This window comes from Couchioplanes azureus, from assembly GCF_014648355.1.
Classification (GTDB): Bacteria; Actinomycetota; Actinomycetes; order Mycobacteriales; family Micromonosporaceae; genus Actinoplanes; species Actinoplanes azureus.
In genome coordinates this window covers 216,888-235,298 of record NZ_BMQY01000005.1, presented here as the reverse complement: position 1 = coordinate 235,298, position 18,411 = coordinate 216,888, and the positions used below count along the sequence as shown (strand labels likewise).

The following is an 18,411-nucleotide window of genomic DNA, read 5'->3' as shown; positions in this document are numbered from 1 at the left end:
TTCTGACCGCCTTCGCTCGTTTCGCTCCTATAACGAGCGAACAAGCCTGAAGGAGGCGTTGAGTTGTCAATCGAGGCTTTCGCCCGCGTCCAGCTTGACGGGACCGGGTTCGACCCGATCACCGAGGGCGAGGTGGTCGCCGTGGTCCGTGAGGCGATCGCGGCCGGCCGCGGCGGACGGATCCTCACTCCCAACATCGACATCCTGCGGCAGTCGAGGGTGGACGGCCGGGTCCGCGGTTACCTCGACGACGCCGATCTCGTCGTCGCCGACGGCATGCCGCTCGTCTGGGCCAGCAAGCTGAGCGGCACGCCGTTGCCCGAGCGGGTCGCCGGCAGCAGCCTCATCTGGTCGCTGTCGCGCGGCCTCGGGCACGACGGCCGGTCCATCTTCGTGGTCGGCGGCCGGCCGGCGAACGAGGGCGTCCCGGACGGCGCCACGCGGGCCGCGGACCGCCTCGCCGCCGAATGCGCGGGCCTGCGCATCGCGGGCACGCTCTGCCCGCCCTTCGGCTTCGAGTCCGACGAGCGGGCGTACGCGGACGTCTGCGCCAAGGTCGCCGGGGCCGTACCCGACGTCGTCTTCGTCGGCCTGGGCTTCCCGAAGCAGGAGGAGGTCGTCACCCGGCTGCGCGGGACCATGCCCCGGGCCTGGTTCGTGGGCTGCGGCGCGGCGGTCAACTTCGTGGCCGGCGACGTGGAACGGGCGCCGCGCTGGATGCAGCGCACCGGCCTGGAGTGGGCGCACCGGCTGGGCACCGAGCCGCGCCGGCTGGCCGGGCGTTACCTCAAGCACGACGCGCCCTACGCGCTCCGGCTGCTCGCCCAGGCCCGCCGGCGCCCCCGGGTCACCGTGGATTGAAGTAGGGGTCCCTCGTCAGCCGGGCGAAGGCCTGGAAGGCGGGCCGGTCCCCGGTGAGCTGGAACTGCTGCTTCGGCCCGTTGCCCTCGGGATCGCTCTCGAAGTACACGACCGCCTTGATCTGCGGGTTGGCCTTGAAGGTGCGCTGGGCGTCGCGCAACCACGCCGCCCGCCCGTCCGGCCCCCAGGCCTTCGCCACGCCGAACTCGCCGACGACGATCGGCTTGGGGCGCTGCGCGGCCCACTGCAGGAACGGTCCCATGAGCCGGCCGATCGGCTGGAAGAGGTTACCGGCGTACACGTCCACGCAGGTCCAGTCGACGTGGTCGTCGCCCGGGTAGAAGGCCGGCGCGTCACCGCGGATGAAGCCCTCCGCGGTCGGGCACCACACCCACGAGACGTTCTTCGCCCGCTCCTGCGCGAAGATCTGGCGGATGTGCCGGTACGCGGCGATGTAGTCCTCGCCGGACCACATCGTCGCCCGCAGGTTGGGCCGGTCCATCTCCCAGCGGATCCGCAGCAGCAGCGGCTTGCGCACCTTGCGGATGGCGCGCGCCTGCGCCCGGATCAGCCGGTCGTGCTCGCCGGCGACGATCGAGCGGTTGTCCCCGGTCGCCCAGCTGACCATCAGCGTGGCGTCCTGGGCCAGGAACTCCGCGTCCGACTCGGTGCCGACGAGCTGCTCGAAGCGGCGGTACGTGTTGACGATGTCCAGCCGCCGGCCGAGGTCGCGTTCGAGGTCGTCCACGGCCTCCACCCGGCCCGCGTGGGTCAGCGCGTCCGGCTTGATCCACGCGCCCAGGTACGCGCCGGACGGCGGCGCCTCGAACGGTCCCGCCTCGAACGGTCCCGGGTTCACCGCGACCGCGGCCGGCGGGCTCGTCAGGTCGGGCGACGGCGTCGGCTCGGGCTCGGCCCGCCGGTGCGAGGTGCAGCCGGCGAGCACGAGCACGATCGGCCCCAGCAGGGCGGCTGCGCGGCGTGCGGCCATTACTTCTTCCGGCGCGCCGTGTAGAGCACGTTGACCGCGAACCCGTCGGTGCCGGGCAGTGCGCGCGCTGCCGCGTCCGCGACCCGGGCCAGCGGGTTGCCGTTCAGCGACTCGGTGAGCATGGAGAAGCCGCGCCGCTCGGTGATCTCGAAGCCGTGCCGGTCCAGCAGCCGCTCGACCTCGCCGTGGGAGAGCTCGGCGAACCAGCGCTCACCGGAGTGCCGGCGGGCCCGCAGGTGCCGCAGCGAACCGGCGTTGCCGTGGTTCTCCACCACGAGCAGGCCGGCGTCCGGCGTCGGCAGCGCCTTCGCGGCGAAGGCGACGGCCCGGTCGCGGACCGCCTCGTCCACGTTGAGCAGCAGCCGGAACATCGTGACGATCGCCGGGTGGCCGGCCGGCACCGGGTTGGGCACCGGGCCGTCCGGCGGGATCTGGTGCCACTGCGCCCGCGAGCCGACCTCCTCCGCCTTGGCCATCATCTCGGCCGAGGTGTCGTAGCCGTGCGCCTCGCGGACCAGGCCGTGCAGGGTCCGGATCGCGCGGCCGGTCCCGCAGGCGAAGTCGTGCTGCACGGGCAGCCTCGCGCCGAACTCCCGCTGCACGAGCTTGCGCAGGTACGCCTGCTGCCGCTCGTTGATCTGCGAGGCGTAGCTGTCCGGGGCATACGTCACGTGCTCGTACTTGTCGACGGCCTCCGGGTCCTGGAACACCTTGGTGTAGTCGGTGGTCAATCGGTCCTCCTCGGGATGAGTTTGCGGGGCTTGAAGGCCTCGAGGGCGAGCCGGTCGCGCAGCAGCCACGCGCCGGCGCCGAACGCGGCCACGGCGAGGCCGGACGCGAGCGCCAGGGCGGCCGGCCCGGCACCGGTGACCGCGACCACCGCCCTCGGGAGCACGCCGAAGCACGCGACCGACAGGGCGGCGGCGGCGAGCGTGCCGCGGCCGAACGGGTGCAGCCGCGCGGCCCGGCCGACCTGGACGAGCGGCAGCAGGTTGTTCACCACCAGCGCGCAGGCCAGCCCGATCGCGGCGCCCAGCGCGCCGTACCGGGGAATCAGGAGCAGGTCGAGCCCGACCGTCACGACCAGGGCGACCAGCACGTTGGCGAGGTTCCACGAGGTGCGCCCGGCCATGGCGAGCACCATGTCGACCATGCCGCAGCCGGTGGCGACGAGCATCGCGCAGGCCAGCACCACCACCACCGGGGTGCCCGAGCGGTAACCCGCGCCGAACAGTCCGAGGTAGACCGGCGCCAGGAGGATCACCATCAGGTTGATCGGCCAGGTGACCAGCACGAGCCAGCCGGTGGCCGTCTGGTAGAGGTGGCTCGCGGTCTCCCGGTCGCCGACCGCCAGCGCCTCCGCGAGCCGGGGCTGCACCGACTGGGAGATGCCCTGGTTGGCGAACTGGATCAGGACGACGAAGCGCCCGGCGACGGCGTAGACCGCGGCCGGCGCCAGCCCGGCGAGCGCCGCCACCAGCAGCACGTCGACGCGTTGCAGGGCCAGCTGCGCGACGCTGGCCAGGGCACGCGGCCCGGTGAAGCGCCAGAAGTCCCGGCGCAGGTCGAGGCGCTCGCTGCGCCGGCTGCGAAAGCGCGCGGGCTTGCCGGCCAGGTAGATCCGGCGCAACGCCACGGCGGCCAGGATCGTCACCGGCAGGTACGGCGCCGCCCAGGCGCATGCGAACGCGGGCAGCGAGACGCCGGCCCGGAGCGTGGCCACCCCGGCCGCGCCGACGCACAGCAACTGCAGCGTGCTGCGCAGGACGCGGTCGAGGGTCACGGTCGGACGCATGGCCTTGTAGCCGCGGGTGGCCGTCAGCAGCGTGTCGGTCAGCGCCTGCAGCGGCAGGAACAGCGCGAGGATCCGCAGTCCGGCGACGTGCTCGGTGACCACGTGCGGCGACTCGTCCGCGGTCAGGTGCGCGATGGCGGGCGCCGCCGTCCACATCGCGGCGCCCAGCAGGGTCGCCAGCACCAGCACCGGCACCAGGCCGGCCCGCAGGCAGGCACCGAGCAGGTGGTCGCGTCCGGTGGCCCGCAGCCGCGCGGGCCAGTACACCAGTCCGGTCTGCGTGCCGAGCTTGGCGCACCCGCCGACGAGGACGAACGCCGCGGTGGCCGCGAAGAAGGCGCCCGCCTGCTCGGCGCCCAGGCCCCGCGCCACGATCCAGGTGACCACGACCCCGGTGCCGCCGGCCAGCGCCGAGCCCGCCATGTTCGCCAGGCCGCCGCGGGCGACCCCCCGGGTCCCCCGGCTCGGCGCGGCCTCCGGGGCGACGACGGTCATGTGGTACGCCAGATGGGCACGCGACCCAGCCACGTCATCAGAGCCTCGTCGTGCGAGGCGTAGTGGCTGGACAGCTCCCGGCGGATGCCGGGGTCCATGTCGGACTTGCGCGGCCGGGCGTTGTGCCGCTCGAAGGCCGGATGGCCGAGGTTGATCGGCAGGCCGAGGAACGCGCACACCTCGTCGTAGACCTGTTCGGGCTCGCGGAAGAACCGCTCGCTCTCCACCACGTGGATGCGTTCCCGGCCGACGTGCTGCGCCATCACGCTCAGGTAGCGGGCGTACTCCCCGCGGGCGCGGTAGGCCTGGTGCTGGTGCGCGAACGAGTAGTACGCCGGGTCCGCCGCGAGCTTCTCCTCCTGCCGGTGCAGCCGGGCGGGCTCCAGGGCCAGGGCGTTGCCGAAGTTGCGCTCGCTCTCGAAGCCCCGCGCCACCTCGTGGTGGTGCTGCGAGTACGCCCGTTCCACCGGATCGCGGACCAGCACCACGAGCTTGGTACCGGGCAGGTCGGCGGCGATCCGCGCGGCGGCCTGCGGGTGGTACATGTAGTACGGGCTCGACTCGAACGTCTGTGCCGGGACGCCGTACTTCTCGTAGACCTTGTCGGCCTGCCGCTGGGTCGGGAAGTGCCCCTTGTACCAGGACATGCCGCGCTCGTACGACACGTCGAAGTAGTGCACGCCCTTGTGCAGCACCGCCTTGAGCACCGCCGGATGCGCGGCGAGCGCCCGGTAGAGCGACGTGGTGCCGCAGCGCTGCCCGCCGCAGATGAGGAACGACGGCGTCATCCGGCTGGGCGCGGTCAGCCGGCCGTACGAGCGCGATCCCAGGTGCACGACCCGCTTGACGGGCGACGGAACCTTGCGGACATCCATCAGAGCTTCTCCACCCTTCGAATCAGTACGGGCAGCAGCCACGTCCCCAGCACACCGAGGCGGGCGCCGGCCTCGGCCTGCCGGTCGGTCAGGTAGCGGGCGGCCAGGTCGACGAGGTAGAGCAGGGCGGTCAGCTCCCGGGCCTCCGGGGCGACCCCGAACGGCTGGAGCAGCTCATCGGCGCGGCGTACGGTGGCCTCCACCGCGCCCGCCGCGTCTCCGCTGGACTGGATGCGCCGCTGCAGCTCGTGATGGACGGCGTCGAAGCCGGCCGGCACGCCCTTGGTGAACCGCTCCCAGTCCCAGACCAGCAGCGCGTCGGCGAGGTTCGCCATGTTCCACGGCGCCCAGTCGCCGTGCCAGGACCCGTACCGCAGCACGGTGTTCCCGGCGTGCGCCGTGAGCAGCTCCGCGGCCGCCGCCAGCTCGGCTCCCTCGGTGCGGTCGGCCACCGCCGCGAGGCGCCCGCGCAGCTCGGCCCAGTACGCGCTGCCGATCAGGGTGCCGTTGGTGTACCCGCAGCATCCGGCGATCTCGAGCATCGCCGAGGCGAGCCGGCGCGGGGTCAGCGGGGCCCGCGGCAGCCAGACCGGCAGCGCCGACTGGATCAACACCTGGGAACCGCGCCACTTCCCGGCATGCAGCACCCGGGGCGCGATGAGCTTCTTCAGCCGGACCGTGTCGAGCGCGGTCAGTGCCGCGGTCTCGGCCCGCACCAGGCGCTGGGTCAGCGGTCCGGTGCCGAGTTTGCCGAAGCCGAAGGTCTCGCCGTCGGGGCCGATGAGCTGGAGCACCGGCTTGCGGTTGGCCCGCGCCGGTCCGATGTGGATGCTCAGCGACAGGTCCCGGCCCAGCGCCTCGCGCAGGTAGCCGTCGATGCTCTCCCGCGCCGGCCCGGTGACCCGCACCCGGTCGCGCAGCAGCACGCTGGAGGCGCCGGTCCGCACGGCGGCCACCACCGCGTCCCGCTTGAGCCGGGCGGCGCGCGACTGCGGCTCGGCATACCGGCGGACGGCGGCGGCGGCGACCCGGCGGGACGTGGTCGGCACCAGCAGCCGGGGCCGCCGGGCGTCCGGGACCACGAGGTACTCGGCGATCGGTTCACCGCGCCGGTCGTCGGTCGTACAGGGCTCGGGATAGAGGAGGGCGAGCACCTCGGCCAGGTACTGCGCGCGCAGTGCCGAGTCACCGGCGGTCAGCTCCGCCGGCGCGGTCTTAACGGGCATGTGCGTCCCCCTCGAGTTGGTTGCGCCACAGCAGCGCGTAGGCCAGGAACATGAACGCCAGCGGGGTGGGGATCGCGTTGTACCAGAGCATCGCCGCGAAGGAGCTGACGATCGCGGCGCTGCCGGCGATGCCGATCGGGCTGCGGTCGCGCCGGAAGCGCCACAGGCCGAACCCGAAGAAGGCCAGGTAGGCGACGGTGCCCGCGGCGCCGTGGGCGTACATGAGCTGCCAGAGCTGGCCGTTGCCGCCGACGGTGAAGTTGCCGCAGCGCTCGCACTCGGAGCTCTCGCCCACGGCGATCGAGTTGCGGCCGCCCAGCGTGTTGCGCGTCGAGCCGTAGCCCACGATCGGCGAGTCCGCGAACCCGTCCATGGCCCGCTCGACGAGGAACGAGCGCACGCCGTTGGACTTGCCGTTGTCCAGCCGGGCGTCGACCACGTCGCCCAGTGGGGTGGCGAGCAGGGCGAGGACGAGCCCGGCGGCGGCCAGCACGACCGCGCCGATGATCCACAAGCGACCCATGAGGACGTAGCGAGCCGCCACGTAGCAGACGACGACCCCGATGCCGATCCAGAGTCCCCGGTTGAGGGAGACGACCGCGGGCACGATGGCGACCGCGAGGCAGAGCACCGCGAACACCTTGTGGCGGGTACGGCGGGTCGCCCAGGCGGCCACCACGAGCCAGCCCATCAGCAGGCAGAAGTTGTTGCCCCAGGTGTTGGTGTAGCCCCAGGGCGCCGCCGGGCGGGGCTTCTCGCCGCCGACCAGGTCCATGATCTGCGCCGCGTACGGGTGCACCAGCGACTGCACGAAGCCCTTGCCGCGTACGCCGCTCGGCAGCAGCCACTCCACGGGCGAGGTGAACTCGAACCGTCCCGCGACGATGCCCAGCAGCCCGCCGGCCACCGTCACCACGAACAGCCAGCCGAGCAGCTTCACCAGGCGCCGGCGGGGCAGCTCCTCCTCGGTCAGGTTGCCGGTGTAGACGAGCAGGACGGTGAGCGACGCGTACATACAGAGCCGGTAGACGACCGCGACCAGGCGGTCGCTCGCGTGCTCGACCACCGTCCCGGCCGGGTCGGCGCCGAGCGCGGCGATGCTGATGAGCACCGCCGCCAGGAACAGCGCCCACCAGCCGAACCCGGGTGGCAGCCGCAGCGGGCGCCCGGCGGCCCGGCGGCGCACCAGCAGCACCAGCATCGGCACGGCCATGATCGGGAAGATCAGTACGCCGAGGCCCAGCGCCCACCACAGGGGATAGAGCGCGAGCACGCCGGCGACCGGCCACGCCGGTAGCCAGATGGGCCGCTGCGGTGCCGTGCCGTGTGCCGCCCGCTGCCTCGCGCCCGGGACGACCAGGGTCACTTGTCGTCCGGCTTCTCGGTGGTCCGGGCCGGGGTGGGGGAGGGCTTGGGGGTCAGGTCGATCACCGCGGTGACGTCGTCGGTGCCCTCACCCTGCCGCGGCGGCCGGACGGGGCCACCCTGTGCCAGGCGCAACGGCTGGGTGCGGTCCCCGTCGACGACCGCGTCCTCGGCCGGCTTCTGCGCGCTCAGCGCCACCACCGGCAGGTTCTCCTCGGCGGCCGACCGCTTCACGGTGGTGAGCTGGGGCAGCACCACGGCACCGAGCAGCGGCGTGCCGACCCGGCTGAGCTGTTCGGCCGCGTCGAGCAGGGCGGGCCGCTTGGCCCGGCGCAGCTCGACCGCGAGGATGGCGGCGTCGGCGAGGCTGGCCAGGCTCTGCGCGTCGGCGCTGCTGCTGGTCGACGGGGCCTCGACGACGACGTAGCCGGTCTGCCGGCGCAGGGCCTCCAGCGTGTCCCGCAGCCGCTGCGACTGCATCAGGCCCGCCGCGGTCGCGGCGCCGCCGGTCGTGATGACCCGCAGCGACGGGATCCGCGGGGTGCGCTGCAGCGCCTGGGCGAGCCCGATGCGGCCGGCGAGCAGGTCGGACAGGCCGGGCATGGCGGAGACCCCGAGCATGCGGGCCAGCGGCGCGGCGTCGACGACGCTGTCCGGCAGGTGCGCCCCGACGAGGACCACGTCGCTGCCGGTACGGGCCAGCGCGGCGGCCAGGTTGGCGGCGACGAGCGTGGTGGCCGAACCGCGGCTGGCGCCGGTGACGACGATGATCTGGTCGCCCGCGTTCAGGCTGGCCAGGATCTCGTTGCGGAGGCGGTTGAAGACCCGTCCCCCGGGCCCGTACGGCTGCAGCACGTCGTCGAAGTGCGGTGTGGTGCGCTCGTCCAGCGCGGCCAGCACCGGGATGCGGCCGCGGTCGCGGACGTCGGCGGCGGTCCGCAGCCGGCGGTCGAAGCGCTCCCGGACGAACGCCAGGCCGAGCCCGGCGAGCAGGCCGATCATCGCGCCCGCGGCGATGTTGAGCATCGCGTTCGGGCTGGTGGGCTCCTCCGGCTCGCGGGCGTCGCTGATGATGCTGCCCGCGCCGACGGTGGCCGTGGTCAGCTCGTTGAGCTTGCCGGTCAGGTTGTTGAACTGGTTCTGCGAGTTGTTCCGCAGGCTCTCCAGGTTGCTGCGCTCGGAGCTGCCGCTCGCCGCCTTCGCCAGCCGGTTGTTGAGGCTCGTCAGGGTGGTGGTGAGCTGCTTGACCTTGAGGTTGAGCGTCTTGATCCGCTGGTCCAGCACGGAGCGGGCGCTCTCCTCGCGGTTGCGCAGGTACGCCTCCGCGAACGCGTGCGAGCCGGCCTGCGCGTCCTTCGGGTTGTCGGCCTCGAAGCGGATCACCAGCACCGTGGTGTTGGCCGGTACCTCGACCGAGACGCTCTTGGCCAGCTCGATGGGCGAGACGGGGGAGCGCAGCAGCGCCGCCGCCTTCGCCGCGACCGCGCCGGAGCCGACGAGCTGGGCCTCGGTGTCGAGGTTGATGGTGCCCTTGGTGCGGCCGCCGGCGGCGTTGGTGTCCTGGTCGACGGCCTGCACCAGCACCGATGTGGAGGACTCGTAGACCCTCGGCAGGGCCTGGGTGACGGCCGCGCCGATCCCGAGGCCGGCGCCGGTGGCAGCCACCACGACCCACCAGTGCCGGCGGAACACCCCCAGGTAGTGGGAGAGGTCGGCGGACACCGGGCGAGTCGCTTCCATCGGTACGGCGGCCCTTTCGCAGGCGGAGTTGTCGGCAATCGGGCGTTTCGCCCCCGAGGGGTAAACGGCCCGTACGCCGATGCGTAACTACTCCGCCGGGACCGGTTACTTCATCTCGGGCTCCACCCAGCCACTCTCGACCAGATAGGCCAGCACGAGGTCGACGGCCTCCGGCACGGTCATGTCCGTGGTGTCGACGACCAGCTCGGCGTCGGTGGGTACCTCGTACGGGTCGTCGACGCCGGTCATGCCGCGCAGCTGACCGGCCCGGGCGCGGGCGTAGAGGCCCTTGCGGTCGCGCTGCTCGCACACCTCCAGCGGCGTGGCCACGTGTACGAGCACGAAGCCGGCCCCGGCGTCGGCGGCCATCTGCCGCACGGCCGCACGGGCGTCCGCGTACGGGGCGATCGGGCACGCGACCGCCATCCCGCGGTGGCGCGCCACCTCGGCCGCCACCCAGCCGATGCGTCGCACGTTGCGGTCCCGGTCGGCCCGGCTGAACCCCAGCCCGGCCGAGAGCTCGCGGCGCACCACGTCGCCGTCGAGGAACGTGATGGTCCGCTCGCCGCTCTCCCGCAGGGTGTCGGCCAGCCCGCGGGCGATCGTGGACTTGCCGGAGCCCGAGAAGCCGGTGAAGAAGACGACCAGGCCCCGGTGCCGGCGCGGCGGGCGGACCCGGGCCAGCTCCTTGGCGACGGCGGGCGGGGTGTGCCACTCGGGCAGCGGGAAGCCCCGGTCCAGCAGGTCCTCGATCTCCGCGGCGGACATCGCCAGCCGGCGGTTGCGCGGCGGGATGTCCTCGCGCCAGCGCCACTGGCCGTCGCGGTTGTCGTACGCCAGCTCGCGGGGCACCAGCACCCGCAGCCCGCCGCCGGAGAGCATCTCGCCGGTGGACAGCACATGGGTGACGCCGTACGCGGCGGCGACCCGCGCGCGCAGCAACGCGTCGCGCATCTCGTCGCCGCGGGTCATCAGCGGGACCGCGACGATGGTCGCGGGCGGCATCCGGTCGCGGGCCGCGAAGACGGCGCGGACCAGTGCCTCCGGCGGCAGCCCGTCGGGGCCCGGGCCGGTGACCGGGATGAAGATCAGCAGGTGCGCGGCGAGGGTGCGGGCGGCGTGCGCGATCTGCGCGAGCTGGGGCCGGTGCAGCGGGCGGTCCGCGATGACGCCGAGGACGCGCCCGGGCGGCAGCAGCGCCTTGACCTCCTCGGGGGTGCGGCGCAGTCGCTGGAACGGGCCGTGCCCGCCGTCGCCCATCCGGCGTACGGCGCCGCCGACCGCGTACCGTCCCTCGGTCGTGGGCCAGGCGTCGGCGATCTCGATGGCGGCGACCGGCGCGCCCTCCGGGTCGGTGAGCACGACCGTGCGCCGCGACGGGTCGTCGAGGTCCAGGCCGGCGGCAAGCTCGGCGGGAATCTCCAGCGTGACGGCGACCGGCCACGAGGAGCCGTCGGTGAGGCGGCCCTGCCGGCGCACGGACTGCAGGTCGGCGCGGCCGAGGAAGCCGGTCAGCGGCGTGTACGCCCCGGCCAGCAGCAGCTCGAGGTCGGCGAGTTCGTGCGCGCGCGGCGTGTACGTCGGCGCGTCACGCATGACGTCCTCGGGCAGCACAGAACCGTCGTTCACCTAAAACTCCCCCTGCCGTGACTTGAGGACAGTTTCGCAGCCGGACTCCCCGGGGTCGAGCGGGGCTCGGGGTCCGTCCGTTCTCGACGGTCGGCGCGGGTCGGCGCCGTCGGGTAGTCGACAAAAGGGATTTTAATGCCGATACTGGGCGATCGTGAGACGTGGACCGCGCCGCAGCCGCTTCCTGCACCTCGCCGCCATCACGACCGTCTTCAGCATCTCGGTCGTGGCCACCCTCTCCTGGGCGTGGACCGGGGGCGTCGACCAGCTCGGCCTGCCCTACGGCCCCGACCCGGTGGTGCTTCCCGGGCCGGCCGCGACCTCGGCGCCGGGCGCGTCGCGGGGGGTGCCGTCGCCCGCCGAGCCGGGAGTGCCGATGCTGCCCGGGGCGCCGCCCGCGTCCGGGGCGCCGTCGCTGCCGCCGTCGGCGTCGCCCTCGGCCGCCGGGGCCGCGCGCGGCGCTCCCGCGGCGCCGGCGCCGGCCGGATCCTGCCGTACGGGCAAGAAGCTCGTCCCCACCTGCGGGGTGCTCTGGGGTGTGGCGCCCGGAGCCTTCACGGACATGCGTGGCGAGCAGGCGCTGGCGCGTTTCGAGGAGAAGACCGAGCGGCACCAGGACGTCTTCCACGCGTACCACCGGGGCAACAACCAGCTCTTCCCGACCAAGGAGGAGATGGCGATCGCCCGCGAGCCGGGTCGCGAGCGGATCCTCTTCCTCAACTGGAAGCCGCGCGGCGCGTCCTGGGCCAAGATCGCCAAGGGCGACAAGGCGACGGACAAGTTCCTGGACAAGCTCGCCGCCCACATCAAGAAGGAGTTCCCGGAGGAGTTCTTCTTCACCGTCCACCACGAGGCCGAGGACAACGTCAAGGAGAAGGCGGGCTCCGGCTACACGGCGGCCGACTACTCGCGCATGTTCCGCTACGTCGTGGAACGGCTGCGCGCGGACGGGGTCGACAACCTCGTGACGGTGCTGGTGCACATGGCGTACGTGCCACACACCAGCCAGAAGTGGTTCGACGACATGTACCCGGGCGACGACGTGGTGGACTGGATCGGCTTCGACACGTACGCCTACAGCGACCCGGGCTACGGCCACGGCGACTTCGCGGAGCTGCTCAACCGCCAGTCCTCGGCCCGGCCCACCTGGCCCGGCTTCTACAACTGGGCGGTCGGGCGGCATCCGGGCAAGCCGCTGATGGTGGCAGAGTGGGGCGTGTGGTCGTCGAAGAAGAACCCGGGCCACAAGGCGGCGTTCTACACCGAGGTCGGCCGGCAGATCCGGCGCTTCCCGAGGATCCGCGCGATGGTGCACTTCGACACGCCGCACAACCAGGAGGGGCGGGAGTCGTCGGTGGATGCGACGCCGGAGTCGCTGGCGGCGTACCGCAAGCTGGGCAAGTTGCCGATCTTCCAGGTGGACGTCGTCACCAACCTCTCCTGAAGGGCGGTTTGTCCGGGTCGGGAAAGTCCTGCCGCGCGCCTGCGGGCGGGCCGACAATGGTGCTCATCCACCCGCTGTTCGCGCCGGGGCCGCTCCGGCGGCCACGGAAAGTCGGCGGCGCGGTTTCCACGGCGGGGTCCGGCGGCCTAGTACCGAGGTGATGAAGATGCGCGAAGGGAGCCCGGCAATGAGGCACGCCGACATGGCTGAGCAGGACGACCCGGGCGACATGTCCGCGGCCGACGCGCTCCGGTTCCTGACTCCGGACCTGCGTGACTTCCTCGCCGACCTCTACGGTGCGCCGGTGTCGATCGCCCAGGCCGCGGTGCAGTTGCTCCCCTTCGGCTCGCGCTCGGCCCTGTTGTCGACGGGCCTGGCGACCGCGGACGGCAGCGGCAGCGGGCCCGCCGGGGAGACCGGGCTGCGGCTGACCACCCTGGGGCTCGAGGTGATCGCCGAGGCGGCGATGCCGGCCGAGCCCGAGGAGGTCGACCGCCTCACCTCGCTGGCGGAGTCGATCGTCGCCGAGCACAACTCCTGCCGCTGAGTCAGGCGGCCAACGCCGCGGCCAGATAGGCCCGCAGCCGGCGCAGCGCCTTGCCCACCCCGGCATGGCTGAGCCCGAGAGCGTCGCCGGTGGTCCGGTTGCTGGGCGCCTCCCCGGTTCGCTGGATGTGGTCGAGCAGGTAGGTCGCCACCTTGACGGCGGTGACGTCCCCGTCGAGGCGGGCCCGCCGCATGGCCCGGCGCAGCACGTCGACCGTGGCCAGGCGGTCCAGGCGGGCCGCCGCCTCGGCGTCCGACAGCGCGGCCGCGGTGCCGTCCAGCTCCGCGGTGCCCCCTACCTTTCTGACCAGGGCGAAGCCGTTGTGCATGGCGATCCGCAGCAGGTACCCGGTGGGATTGCCGTCCGTGCTCAGCAGGCCGCGGCGGGCCGCGTCGAGGAACCTGGTGATCGCGTCCGAGGCGAGATCCTCGATGTCGCCGGGCCCCAGCTGTGCCGAGAACCGGCGCGCCAGGTAGTCGCGCAGCGCGGCGAAGCCCTCCTGGAAGCTTTCCGCCGGGACCTCGCCACTCTCGTCCAGCAAGGCGCGTACCAGGCGCAGGAGCGGATCGTCCGGCGCCGTCACCGTGGTCCTCGCGCCCGGCGCGACTCCAGCAGGCTGTAGAAGTCCGTCAGGGCGTCCTCGACGGACTCCTTGGTGAGCGGGCGGGCCGGCGTCCGCAGCCTGAGGGCGATCGCCGCCGGCAGCGGTGGTCTGCCGTCGAGCTCGGCCACGTCGAGGTAGTACGTGACGATGCGGAACTCGAGCTCCCGGCCGGCCGTCACGAGGTCCCGCATTCCCGCACGGATCTCCGCCGCGTCGAACTGGCCGTGGAAGACCGTCTCGGCGAACAGGTCGTCGTACTCGTGGCTGCCGGCCGGGATCGTGCCGGCCTCCTTGAGCCAGGCGAGCGCGGCCCGGTTGGCGTCGGCCCGCAGGCCCCGGACCGGTTCGCCGGCGGCGTCGCGCAACGGGCCGCTGTGCCACCGGTCGAGGACGTCGGTCACCAGCGCCTCGATGGACGCGTCGTCGATCCGGTCCGGGAAGCGGTCGCGCACGTGGGCGCAGATCTCCCGGAGGAGACGCTCCGCGGCCTCGGAGCTGAGGGATTTCCAGGCCGGACCCGGTGGCTGCCCGGCGTGGCGGCCCGACGCGTGTCGTTGATCCACCATCGCGAGTCCACCTCGACCCGTTATCTCGCTTAAGCCCGGCTTCTAGTTATTCATAGGCAAGCGCCGAGTCTACGGTGAGTTGTAGGGTCTGAACCTGAGATCATGTAAACCGCGGAGCAGGTCATGTCCCTTGTCCTGGCAATGGTGACGGCGGCGGTCTTCGCGGTGTTCGGGTTTCCCTTCAGCTCCTACCAGTTCTGGCACAGCTGGAGCCGCAAGGGCTTCTTCGCCGGATTCGCGTGCTACCTGGTCCTCGCGGGCGCCGGCGGTGGCTTCGTCGGCTGGCTCCCCGCGCAGCTGGGCATCCTCACGCCCACCCAGAACGATCTGATCAATGGCGTGATCTTCGGAGTCGCCGGATCGCTCGCCGTCCGCGCCGACTTCGGCGGCCGGAGCGGGGGCGGCCCGGCGGAGAGCCGCCGGGCCGCCTCACTGATCGGCAAGGGCATCGACTGGACCGCCGCGATGCTCGACCAGGTGGCCCGCCGGAGCATCGAGAACTGGGCGAAGAAGCTCTCCGACGGGCAACTGCTGGAGGTCACGCTCGACCTCGTCTACGGGATCGGCGACGCCTCTCCCGTCGCCGTGCCGGGCAAGACGAAACAGACGACGCTCAAGGCGATCACGGAGGCCATGGCGGCGCTCAGCAGCGAGCAGCCCGGCCAGCGCGCCGAGGCCCGGGCCCGCCTGACCCAGTTCTGCCTGCACTACCTCTGCGCCCGGCGCGCCCCCAAGCCGATCGGCGACACGGCCGGCGCGCGGGCCGGTGAGGCCGGAGTCCGGGGCCGGGCGGACGGTGCGGGACAGAGCGCCGGTTAGCTCGTCTCGCCGGCCACCGAGAACGACCGGAGGCGGTCCACCGAGGCGACCGCGCAGCCCAGCACGAAGATCGCACCCATGACCACCGCCACCGGCAGCGACACCTTGCCGGTGAGCAGCTCGGTCGGGGTGATCTTGTCGGCGATCGTGATGACGTACTGCTGGATGGACAGGACCCGGCTGCCGCTCACGAAGCGGCCCAGCAGCCCCTCCCACACCAGGATGTAGACCAGGCCCAGCAGGACCGGGCGCCGGGTCAGCAGGCTCATCAGCACGAACACCGACGAGTACGCGAAGGCGCCCACCGCCGCGGCCGCGGCGAGCGCGCCACCCAGCGCCGGGGAGTCGGCCAGCCAGCCGGCGACGAACAGCGGGATCGCGGCCGTCGCCGCGGCCACCACGACCGCCACGCCGAGCTTCGCCACGATGATGTCCCGCCGGGGCAGCGGCTTGGTCAGGATGTGCACGATCGTGCCGTCGTCCACCTCGGAGCCGAGCACGCCCGTGCCCACGATCAGCGACACGACCGGCAGCAGCACCGCCAGGCCGAGCCCGACGAGCACCGGCATGCCCCACTCCCGCGGCTCGACGCCGTACGTGCGGCAGATCCAGGCCAGGCCGACCAGCAGCAGCGGCAGCGGCAGGAGAAGCAGGACCCGCCGGCGGCCGAAGAGGCCCCGGGCGGTGATCCACGCGACCGTCGACATGTCAGGCCTCCAGCAGGTAGGAGAAGACGCTCTCCAGGGATTCGTCGGACGGGATCAGTTTGCGCAGCCGGATGCCCGAGTCCAGGGCGATGCGCGGCAGGGCGCGGGTGAAGCTGCCGTAGTCGCCGGCCCGGACCGTCATCCCGGTCGCATCGATCTCCACGCCGGTGACCGACTTCTCCGCGATGAGGGCGACCGCCAGGCGGCGGTCGTCCGACGACTGCACCGCGAAGACGTGCGGGCGGTTCGTCATCAGGCGGCGGATCTTGCGGTAGTCGCCGGAGGCCGCCAGCCGGCCCGCCACGATCACCTGGACCGTGCCGGAGACCTGCTCGACCTCCTCGAGGATGTGCGAGCTGAACAGGATGGTGTGGCCGCGGTCGCCCAGCTGGTGCAGCAGCGTCATCATGTGCATGCGCTGCCTCGGGTCCATGCCGTTGAACGGCTCGTCCAGCAGCAGCACCCGCGGCTCGTGCACCAGCGCCGCCGCCACCCGGGTGCGCTGGCGCATGCCCTTGGAGTAGGTCTCGATGCGGCGGTCCGCGGCCGGCGCCATCTCGACCATGTTCAGCGCCCACTCGGTCGCCGCCGCCGGGTCGGGCAGCTTCTGCATCTTCGCCGACGCGAGCACGAACTCGCGGGCGGTCAGGAAGCCGTGCACGGCCTCGCGCTCCGCCACCAGGCCGAGCTTGCGGTAGACCGACGGGTTGCGCCAGGTCGACTCGCCGTCGAGGGTCAGCGTCCCCTTCGAGGGGGCGAGGAAGCCCGCCATCATGTGCAGCACGGTCGTCTTGCCGGCGCCGTTCGGGCCGAGCAGGCCGGTCACGCCCGGCTCCAGGGTCATGCTGATGTCGTTGACGGCCACGACGTTGCCGTACCAGCGTGACACGTTCTTCAGGTCCACTGTGGTCACAGCGCGGCCACCCTCCGGTAGCGGGCGAGCAGGAGCAGCAGGCACGTCGCGATCAGCGTGACCGCCTCGATGGCGTACACCGGGCCGTAGCTGCCGATGTTGAGGCCCGTGTTGGCGGCCGGCACGAGCCACTGGCCGACGCCGCTCACCAGCGACATCGGGCTGACCAGGCCGGCCATCTCCTGCGCGGCCCGCGACGGCAGGATCATCATCACGCCGACGATCGGCGTGGTCATCAGGAACACCGCGACGATGCCGCCGGCCGCGAACGCCCGCTTGCCGGTCAGCGACGCGATGAGCAGGCCGATGCCGGTGAACACCAGCGCCCACAGCAGGCTGTAGCCCCAGCCGGGAAGCAGGTCGCCGAGCTCCTTCCAGACGTCCGACATCCCGTTCTTGGCGGTGAGGGCGGCACCCAGGAAGATGATGAACTGCGGTACGGCCAACAGCGCCCAGACCGCGGTCACCATCGCGGCGACCTTGGCGCCCACGTAGTCCGCGGCACGCAACGGGCGGCTGAAATAGAGCGGCAGCACCCCGGAGCGCATGTCCCGCGAGACCAGCTCCGGCGCGACGATGGCGACGAAGAAGATGATCAGCCAGCTCATCGAGTCGGCGAACTGGATGTAGTTGAGCGGCAGCAGCCCGGTCTGGGCCCGGACGGCGGCGAGGATCACCGCGACCAGGGTGACGATGGCGACCACCAGCCACGGGAAGATCTTCGCCTTGGCCGAGCGGCCGAGCCCGTACGCGGCCCGCAGCCCGTGCACGTAGATGGCACCGAGCACCGCGCCGCGGCCCAGCCTCGGGCCGGTGTAGCGCTGGTAGCCGATGTCATGGATGACGCTGGCCTCAGACATCTGCGGTCTCCCTGGGTGCGAAGAGCTCGGCCACCCGGTGGCGTCGCTGGTCGAGACGGTGCAACGGCAGGTCGAGGTCCGCCACGGCGCGCAGGATGCGGTCGTACGTGTCCTCGTGGTCCAGCGGCACGAGCAGCATGCGCCCGTCCACCCGGGGCGTCATGCCGAGGCCGGTCAGCGCGGCGGCGAGCTCCTCCATGCCCTCGGCGACCTCGACCGCGAGCACGTCGCTGGCCTCGGTCATGGCCGAGATGCGGTCGGCCCGCAGCAGTCGGCCGCCCTCGATCGCGACCAGCGAGTCGCAGATCCGCTCGACCTCGCCGAGCAGGTGCGAGCAGACCACGACCGAGATGCCGAACTCGGTGCCGATCCGGTGCACCAGCGCGAGCATGGCGTCCCGCCCGGCCGGGTCGAGGCCGTTGGTGGGCTCGTCGAGCAGCAGCAGGTCGGGGTCGTGCACCAGCGCCTGCGCCAGCTTGACCCGCTGCTTCATGCCGGTCGAGTAGCCACCGATCTGGCGGTAGCGCTCCTCGTAGAGGCCGACGTGCCGCAGGGCCTCGGAGGCGCGCTCGCGCGCGGCCGTCCGCGGCAGGCCGCTGATCCGGCCCAGGTGGGTGACGAACTCGGCGGCGGAGACGTCCGGCGGCAGCGCCTCGTGCTCCGGCATGTAGCCGACCTTCGCCCGGACCCGGTCCGGGTCGACCGTCGGGTCGATGCCGAACACCCGCACCTGCCCGGCGGAGGGCGGGATCAGGCCGAGCAGAATCTTGATGAAGGTCGACTTGCCGGCGCCGTTGGCGCCGACCAGGCCGATGATCCCCGGCTCGACGGAGACGCTCAGCTCGTGCAGGGCCGTCACCCGCCCGCCGTACGTCTTGGTCAACCCTTGGGTTTCGATGAGACTCACGGCTGACAGCCTAGGGAGACCTGTCATCTCCGCGGATCAGGTGTTCACCCCGAGTCACCCCTGAGAC

The 18,411-nt window shown here is 72.6% G+C and carries 18 protein-coding genes; 4 read left to right on the top strand and 14 right to left on the bottom strand.

Annotated features, from left to right (window positions below):
• The first annotated feature begins 63 nt into the window (after nucleotides 1-63).
• A complete protein-coding gene (locus IEY99_RS19605) occupies nucleotides 64-861 on the top strand; it encodes a WecB/TagA/CpsF family glycosyltransferase (RefSeq protein ID WP_189205238.1) in 798 nt (265 codons plus the stop codon).
• Here IEY99_RS19605 and IEY99_RS19600 read toward each other — a convergent pair.
• The 8 genes from IEY99_RS19600 to cysC all read right to left on the bottom strand — a co-directional run bounded on the left by IEY99_RS19600 (nucleotide 848) and on the right by cysC (nucleotide 10,977).
• The gene (locus tag IEY99_RS19600; RefSeq protein ID WP_229798975.1) at nucleotides 848-1,852 is read right to left on the bottom strand and encodes a glycosyl hydrolase; all 1,005 of its coding nucleotides are present in this window, start codon (nucleotides 1,850-1,852) and stop codon (nucleotides 848-850) included. The genes IEY99_RS19605 and IEY99_RS19600 overlap by 14 nt on opposite strands.
• The gene (locus IEY99_RS19595) at nucleotides 1,852-2,583 is read right to left on the bottom strand and encodes a methyltransferase domain-containing protein (RefSeq protein WP_189205236.1); all 732 of its coding nucleotides are present in this window, start codon (nucleotides 2,581-2,583) and stop codon (nucleotides 1,852-1,854) included. The genes IEY99_RS19600 and IEY99_RS19595 overlap by 1 nt, the downstream gene beginning before the upstream one ends.
• Complete coding sequence (locus tag IEY99_RS19590; RefSeq protein WP_229798973.1) at nucleotides 2,580-4,175, bottom strand: lipopolysaccharide biosynthesis protein; 1,596 nt, start codon at nucleotides 4,173-4,175, stop codon at nucleotides 2,580-2,582. The genes IEY99_RS19595 and IEY99_RS19590 overlap by 4 nt, the downstream gene beginning before the upstream one ends.
• Nucleotides 4,139-5,017 carry a sulfotransferase family protein gene (locus IEY99_RS19585; RefSeq protein WP_189205234.1) on the bottom strand — a complete coding sequence of 293 codons (879 nt, stop codon included), beginning with the start codon at nucleotides 5,015-5,017 and terminating at the stop codon, nucleotides 4,139-4,141. The genes IEY99_RS19590 and IEY99_RS19585 overlap by 37 nt, the downstream gene beginning before the upstream one ends.
• A complete protein-coding gene (locus IEY99_RS19580; RefSeq protein ID WP_189205232.1) occupies nucleotides 5,017-6,243 on the bottom strand; it encodes a hypothetical protein in 1,227 nt (408 codons plus the stop codon). The genes IEY99_RS19585 and IEY99_RS19580 overlap by 1 nt, the downstream gene beginning before the upstream one ends.
• Complete coding sequence (locus tag IEY99_RS19575) at nucleotides 6,233-7,609, bottom strand: O-antigen ligase family protein (protein WP_189205231.1); 1,377 nt, start codon at nucleotides 7,607-7,609, stop codon at nucleotides 6,233-6,235. The genes IEY99_RS19580 and IEY99_RS19575 overlap by 11 nt, the downstream gene beginning before the upstream one ends.
• A complete protein-coding gene (locus IEY99_RS19570; RefSeq protein ID WP_189205229.1) occupies nucleotides 7,606-9,348 on the bottom strand; it encodes a Wzz/FepE/Etk N-terminal domain-containing protein in 1,743 nt (580 codons plus the stop codon). Before IEY99_RS19570 ends, IEY99_RS19575 begins: the two co-directional genes overlap by 4 nt.
• Nucleotides 9,349-9,453: 105 nt before the next feature.
• Entirely contained in the window at nucleotides 9,454-10,977 is a 1,524-nt protein-coding gene (cysC, locus tag IEY99_RS19565) for an adenylyl-sulfate kinase (RefSeq protein WP_189205227.1), read from the bottom strand.
• Between the two features lie 154 nt (nucleotides 10,978-11,131).
• Between cysC and IEY99_RS19560 the strand changes: the two genes are divergently transcribed.
• Both IEY99_RS19560 and IEY99_RS19555 read left to right on the top strand, forming a co-directional pair.
• Complete coding sequence (locus tag IEY99_RS19560) at nucleotides 11,132-12,421, top strand: glycoside hydrolase family 26 protein (RefSeq protein WP_189205225.1); 1,290 nt, start codon at nucleotides 11,132-11,134, stop codon at nucleotides 12,419-12,421.
• A 202-nt stretch (nucleotides 12,422-12,623) separates the two neighbouring features.
• The gene (locus IEY99_RS19555; RefSeq protein ID WP_189205223.1) at nucleotides 12,624-12,968 is read left to right on the top strand and encodes a hypothetical protein; all 345 of its coding nucleotides are present in this window, start codon (nucleotides 12,624-12,626) and stop codon (nucleotides 12,966-12,968) included.
• Nucleotide 12,969: 1 nt separating this feature from the next.
• On the opposite strand, the gene IEY99_RS19550 is transcribed toward IEY99_RS19555, so the two are convergent.
• Entirely contained in the window at nucleotides 12,970-13,551 is a 582-nt protein-coding gene (locus IEY99_RS19550; RefSeq protein ID WP_189205221.1) for a hypothetical protein, read from the bottom strand.
• Nucleotides 13,548-14,138: a hypothetical protein gene (locus IEY99_RS19545; protein ID WP_189205219.1), complete on the bottom strand. Its 591-nt coding sequence runs from the start codon at nucleotides 14,136-14,138 to the stop codon at nucleotides 13,548-13,550. Before IEY99_RS19545 ends, IEY99_RS19550 begins: the two co-directional genes overlap by 4 nt.
• A 123-nt stretch (nucleotides 14,139-14,261) precedes the next feature.
• On the opposite strand from IEY99_RS19545, the gene IEY99_RS19540 reads away from it, so the two are divergent.
• On the top strand, nucleotides 14,262-14,957 hold the full coding sequence (locus IEY99_RS19540; RefSeq protein WP_189205216.1) for a hypothetical protein: 696 nt from the start codon (nucleotides 14,262-14,264) through the stop codon (nucleotides 14,955-14,957).
• On the opposite strand, the gene IEY99_RS19535 is transcribed toward IEY99_RS19540, so the two are convergent.
• Genes IEY99_RS19535 through IEY99_RS19520 form a run of 4 tightly spaced genes read right to left on the bottom strand, consistent with a single transcriptional unit; the run spans nucleotide 14,954 to nucleotide 18,344 of the window.
• Nucleotides 14,954-15,664 carry an ABC transporter permease gene (locus IEY99_RS19535; RefSeq protein WP_189205214.1) on the bottom strand — a complete coding sequence of 237 codons (711 nt, stop codon included), beginning with the start codon at nucleotides 15,662-15,664 and terminating at the stop codon, nucleotides 14,954-14,956. The genes IEY99_RS19540 and IEY99_RS19535 overlap by 4 nt on opposite strands.
• Nucleotide 15,665: 1 nt before the next feature.
• The gene (locus IEY99_RS19530; protein ID WP_189205213.1) at nucleotides 15,666-16,577 is read right to left on the bottom strand and encodes an ABC transporter ATP-binding protein; all 912 of its coding nucleotides are present in this window, start codon (nucleotides 16,575-16,577) and stop codon (nucleotides 15,666-15,668) included.
• A complete protein-coding gene (locus IEY99_RS19525; protein ID WP_189205211.1) occupies nucleotides 16,574-17,437 on the bottom strand; it encodes an ABC transporter permease in 864 nt (287 codons plus the stop codon). The genes IEY99_RS19530 and IEY99_RS19525 overlap by 4 nt, the downstream gene beginning before the upstream one ends.
• Nucleotides 17,430-18,344, bottom strand: coding sequence for an ABC transporter ATP-binding protein (locus IEY99_RS19520; protein ID WP_189205209.1), 915 nt, complete (start codon nucleotides 18,342-18,344; stop codon nucleotides 17,430-17,432). The genes IEY99_RS19525 and IEY99_RS19520 overlap by 8 nt, the downstream gene beginning before the upstream one ends.
• Between the last annotated feature and the right edge of the window lie 67 nt (nucleotides 18,345-18,411).

What these genes read in the sequence shown, in the direction of transcription:
- IEY99_RS19535 (WP_189205214.1), bottom strand. Translation starts at nt 15,664, where the DNA reads ATGTCGACGGTCGCGTGGATCACCGCCCGGGGCCTCTTCGGCCGCCGG.
- IEY99_RS19570 (WP_189205229.1), bottom strand. Translation starts at nt 9,348, where the DNA reads ATGGAAGCGACTCGCCCGGTGTCCGCCGACCTCTCCCACTACCTGGGG.
- IEY99_RS19580 (WP_189205232.1), bottom strand. Translation starts at nt 6,243, where the DNA reads ATGCCCGTTAAGACCGCGCCGGCGGAGCTGACCGCCGGTGACTCGGCA.
- IEY99_RS19600 (WP_229798975.1), bottom strand. Translation starts at nt 1,852, where the DNA reads ATGGCCGCACGCCGCGCAGCCGCCCTGCTGGGGCCGATCGTGCTCGTG.
- IEY99_RS19585 (WP_189205234.1), bottom strand. Translation starts at nt 5,017, where the DNA reads ATGGATGTCCGCAAGGTTCCGTCGCCCGTCAAGCGGGTCGTGCACCTG.
- IEY99_RS19555 (WP_189205223.1), top strand. Translation starts at nt 12,624, where the DNA reads ATGGCTGAGCAGGACGACCCGGGCGACATGTCCGCGGCCGACGCGCTC.
- IEY99_RS19525 (WP_189205211.1), bottom strand. Translation starts at nt 17,437, where the DNA reads ATGTCTGAGGCCAGCGTCATCCATGACATCGGCTACCAGCGCTACACC.
- IEY99_RS19545 (WP_189205219.1), bottom strand. Translation starts at nt 14,138, where the DNA reads ATGGTGGATCAACGACACGCGTCGGGCCGCCACGCCGGGCAGCCACCG.
- IEY99_RS19540 (WP_189205216.1), top strand. Translation starts at nt 14,262, where the DNA reads ATGTCCCTTGTCCTGGCAATGGTGACGGCGGCGGTCTTCGCGGTGTTC.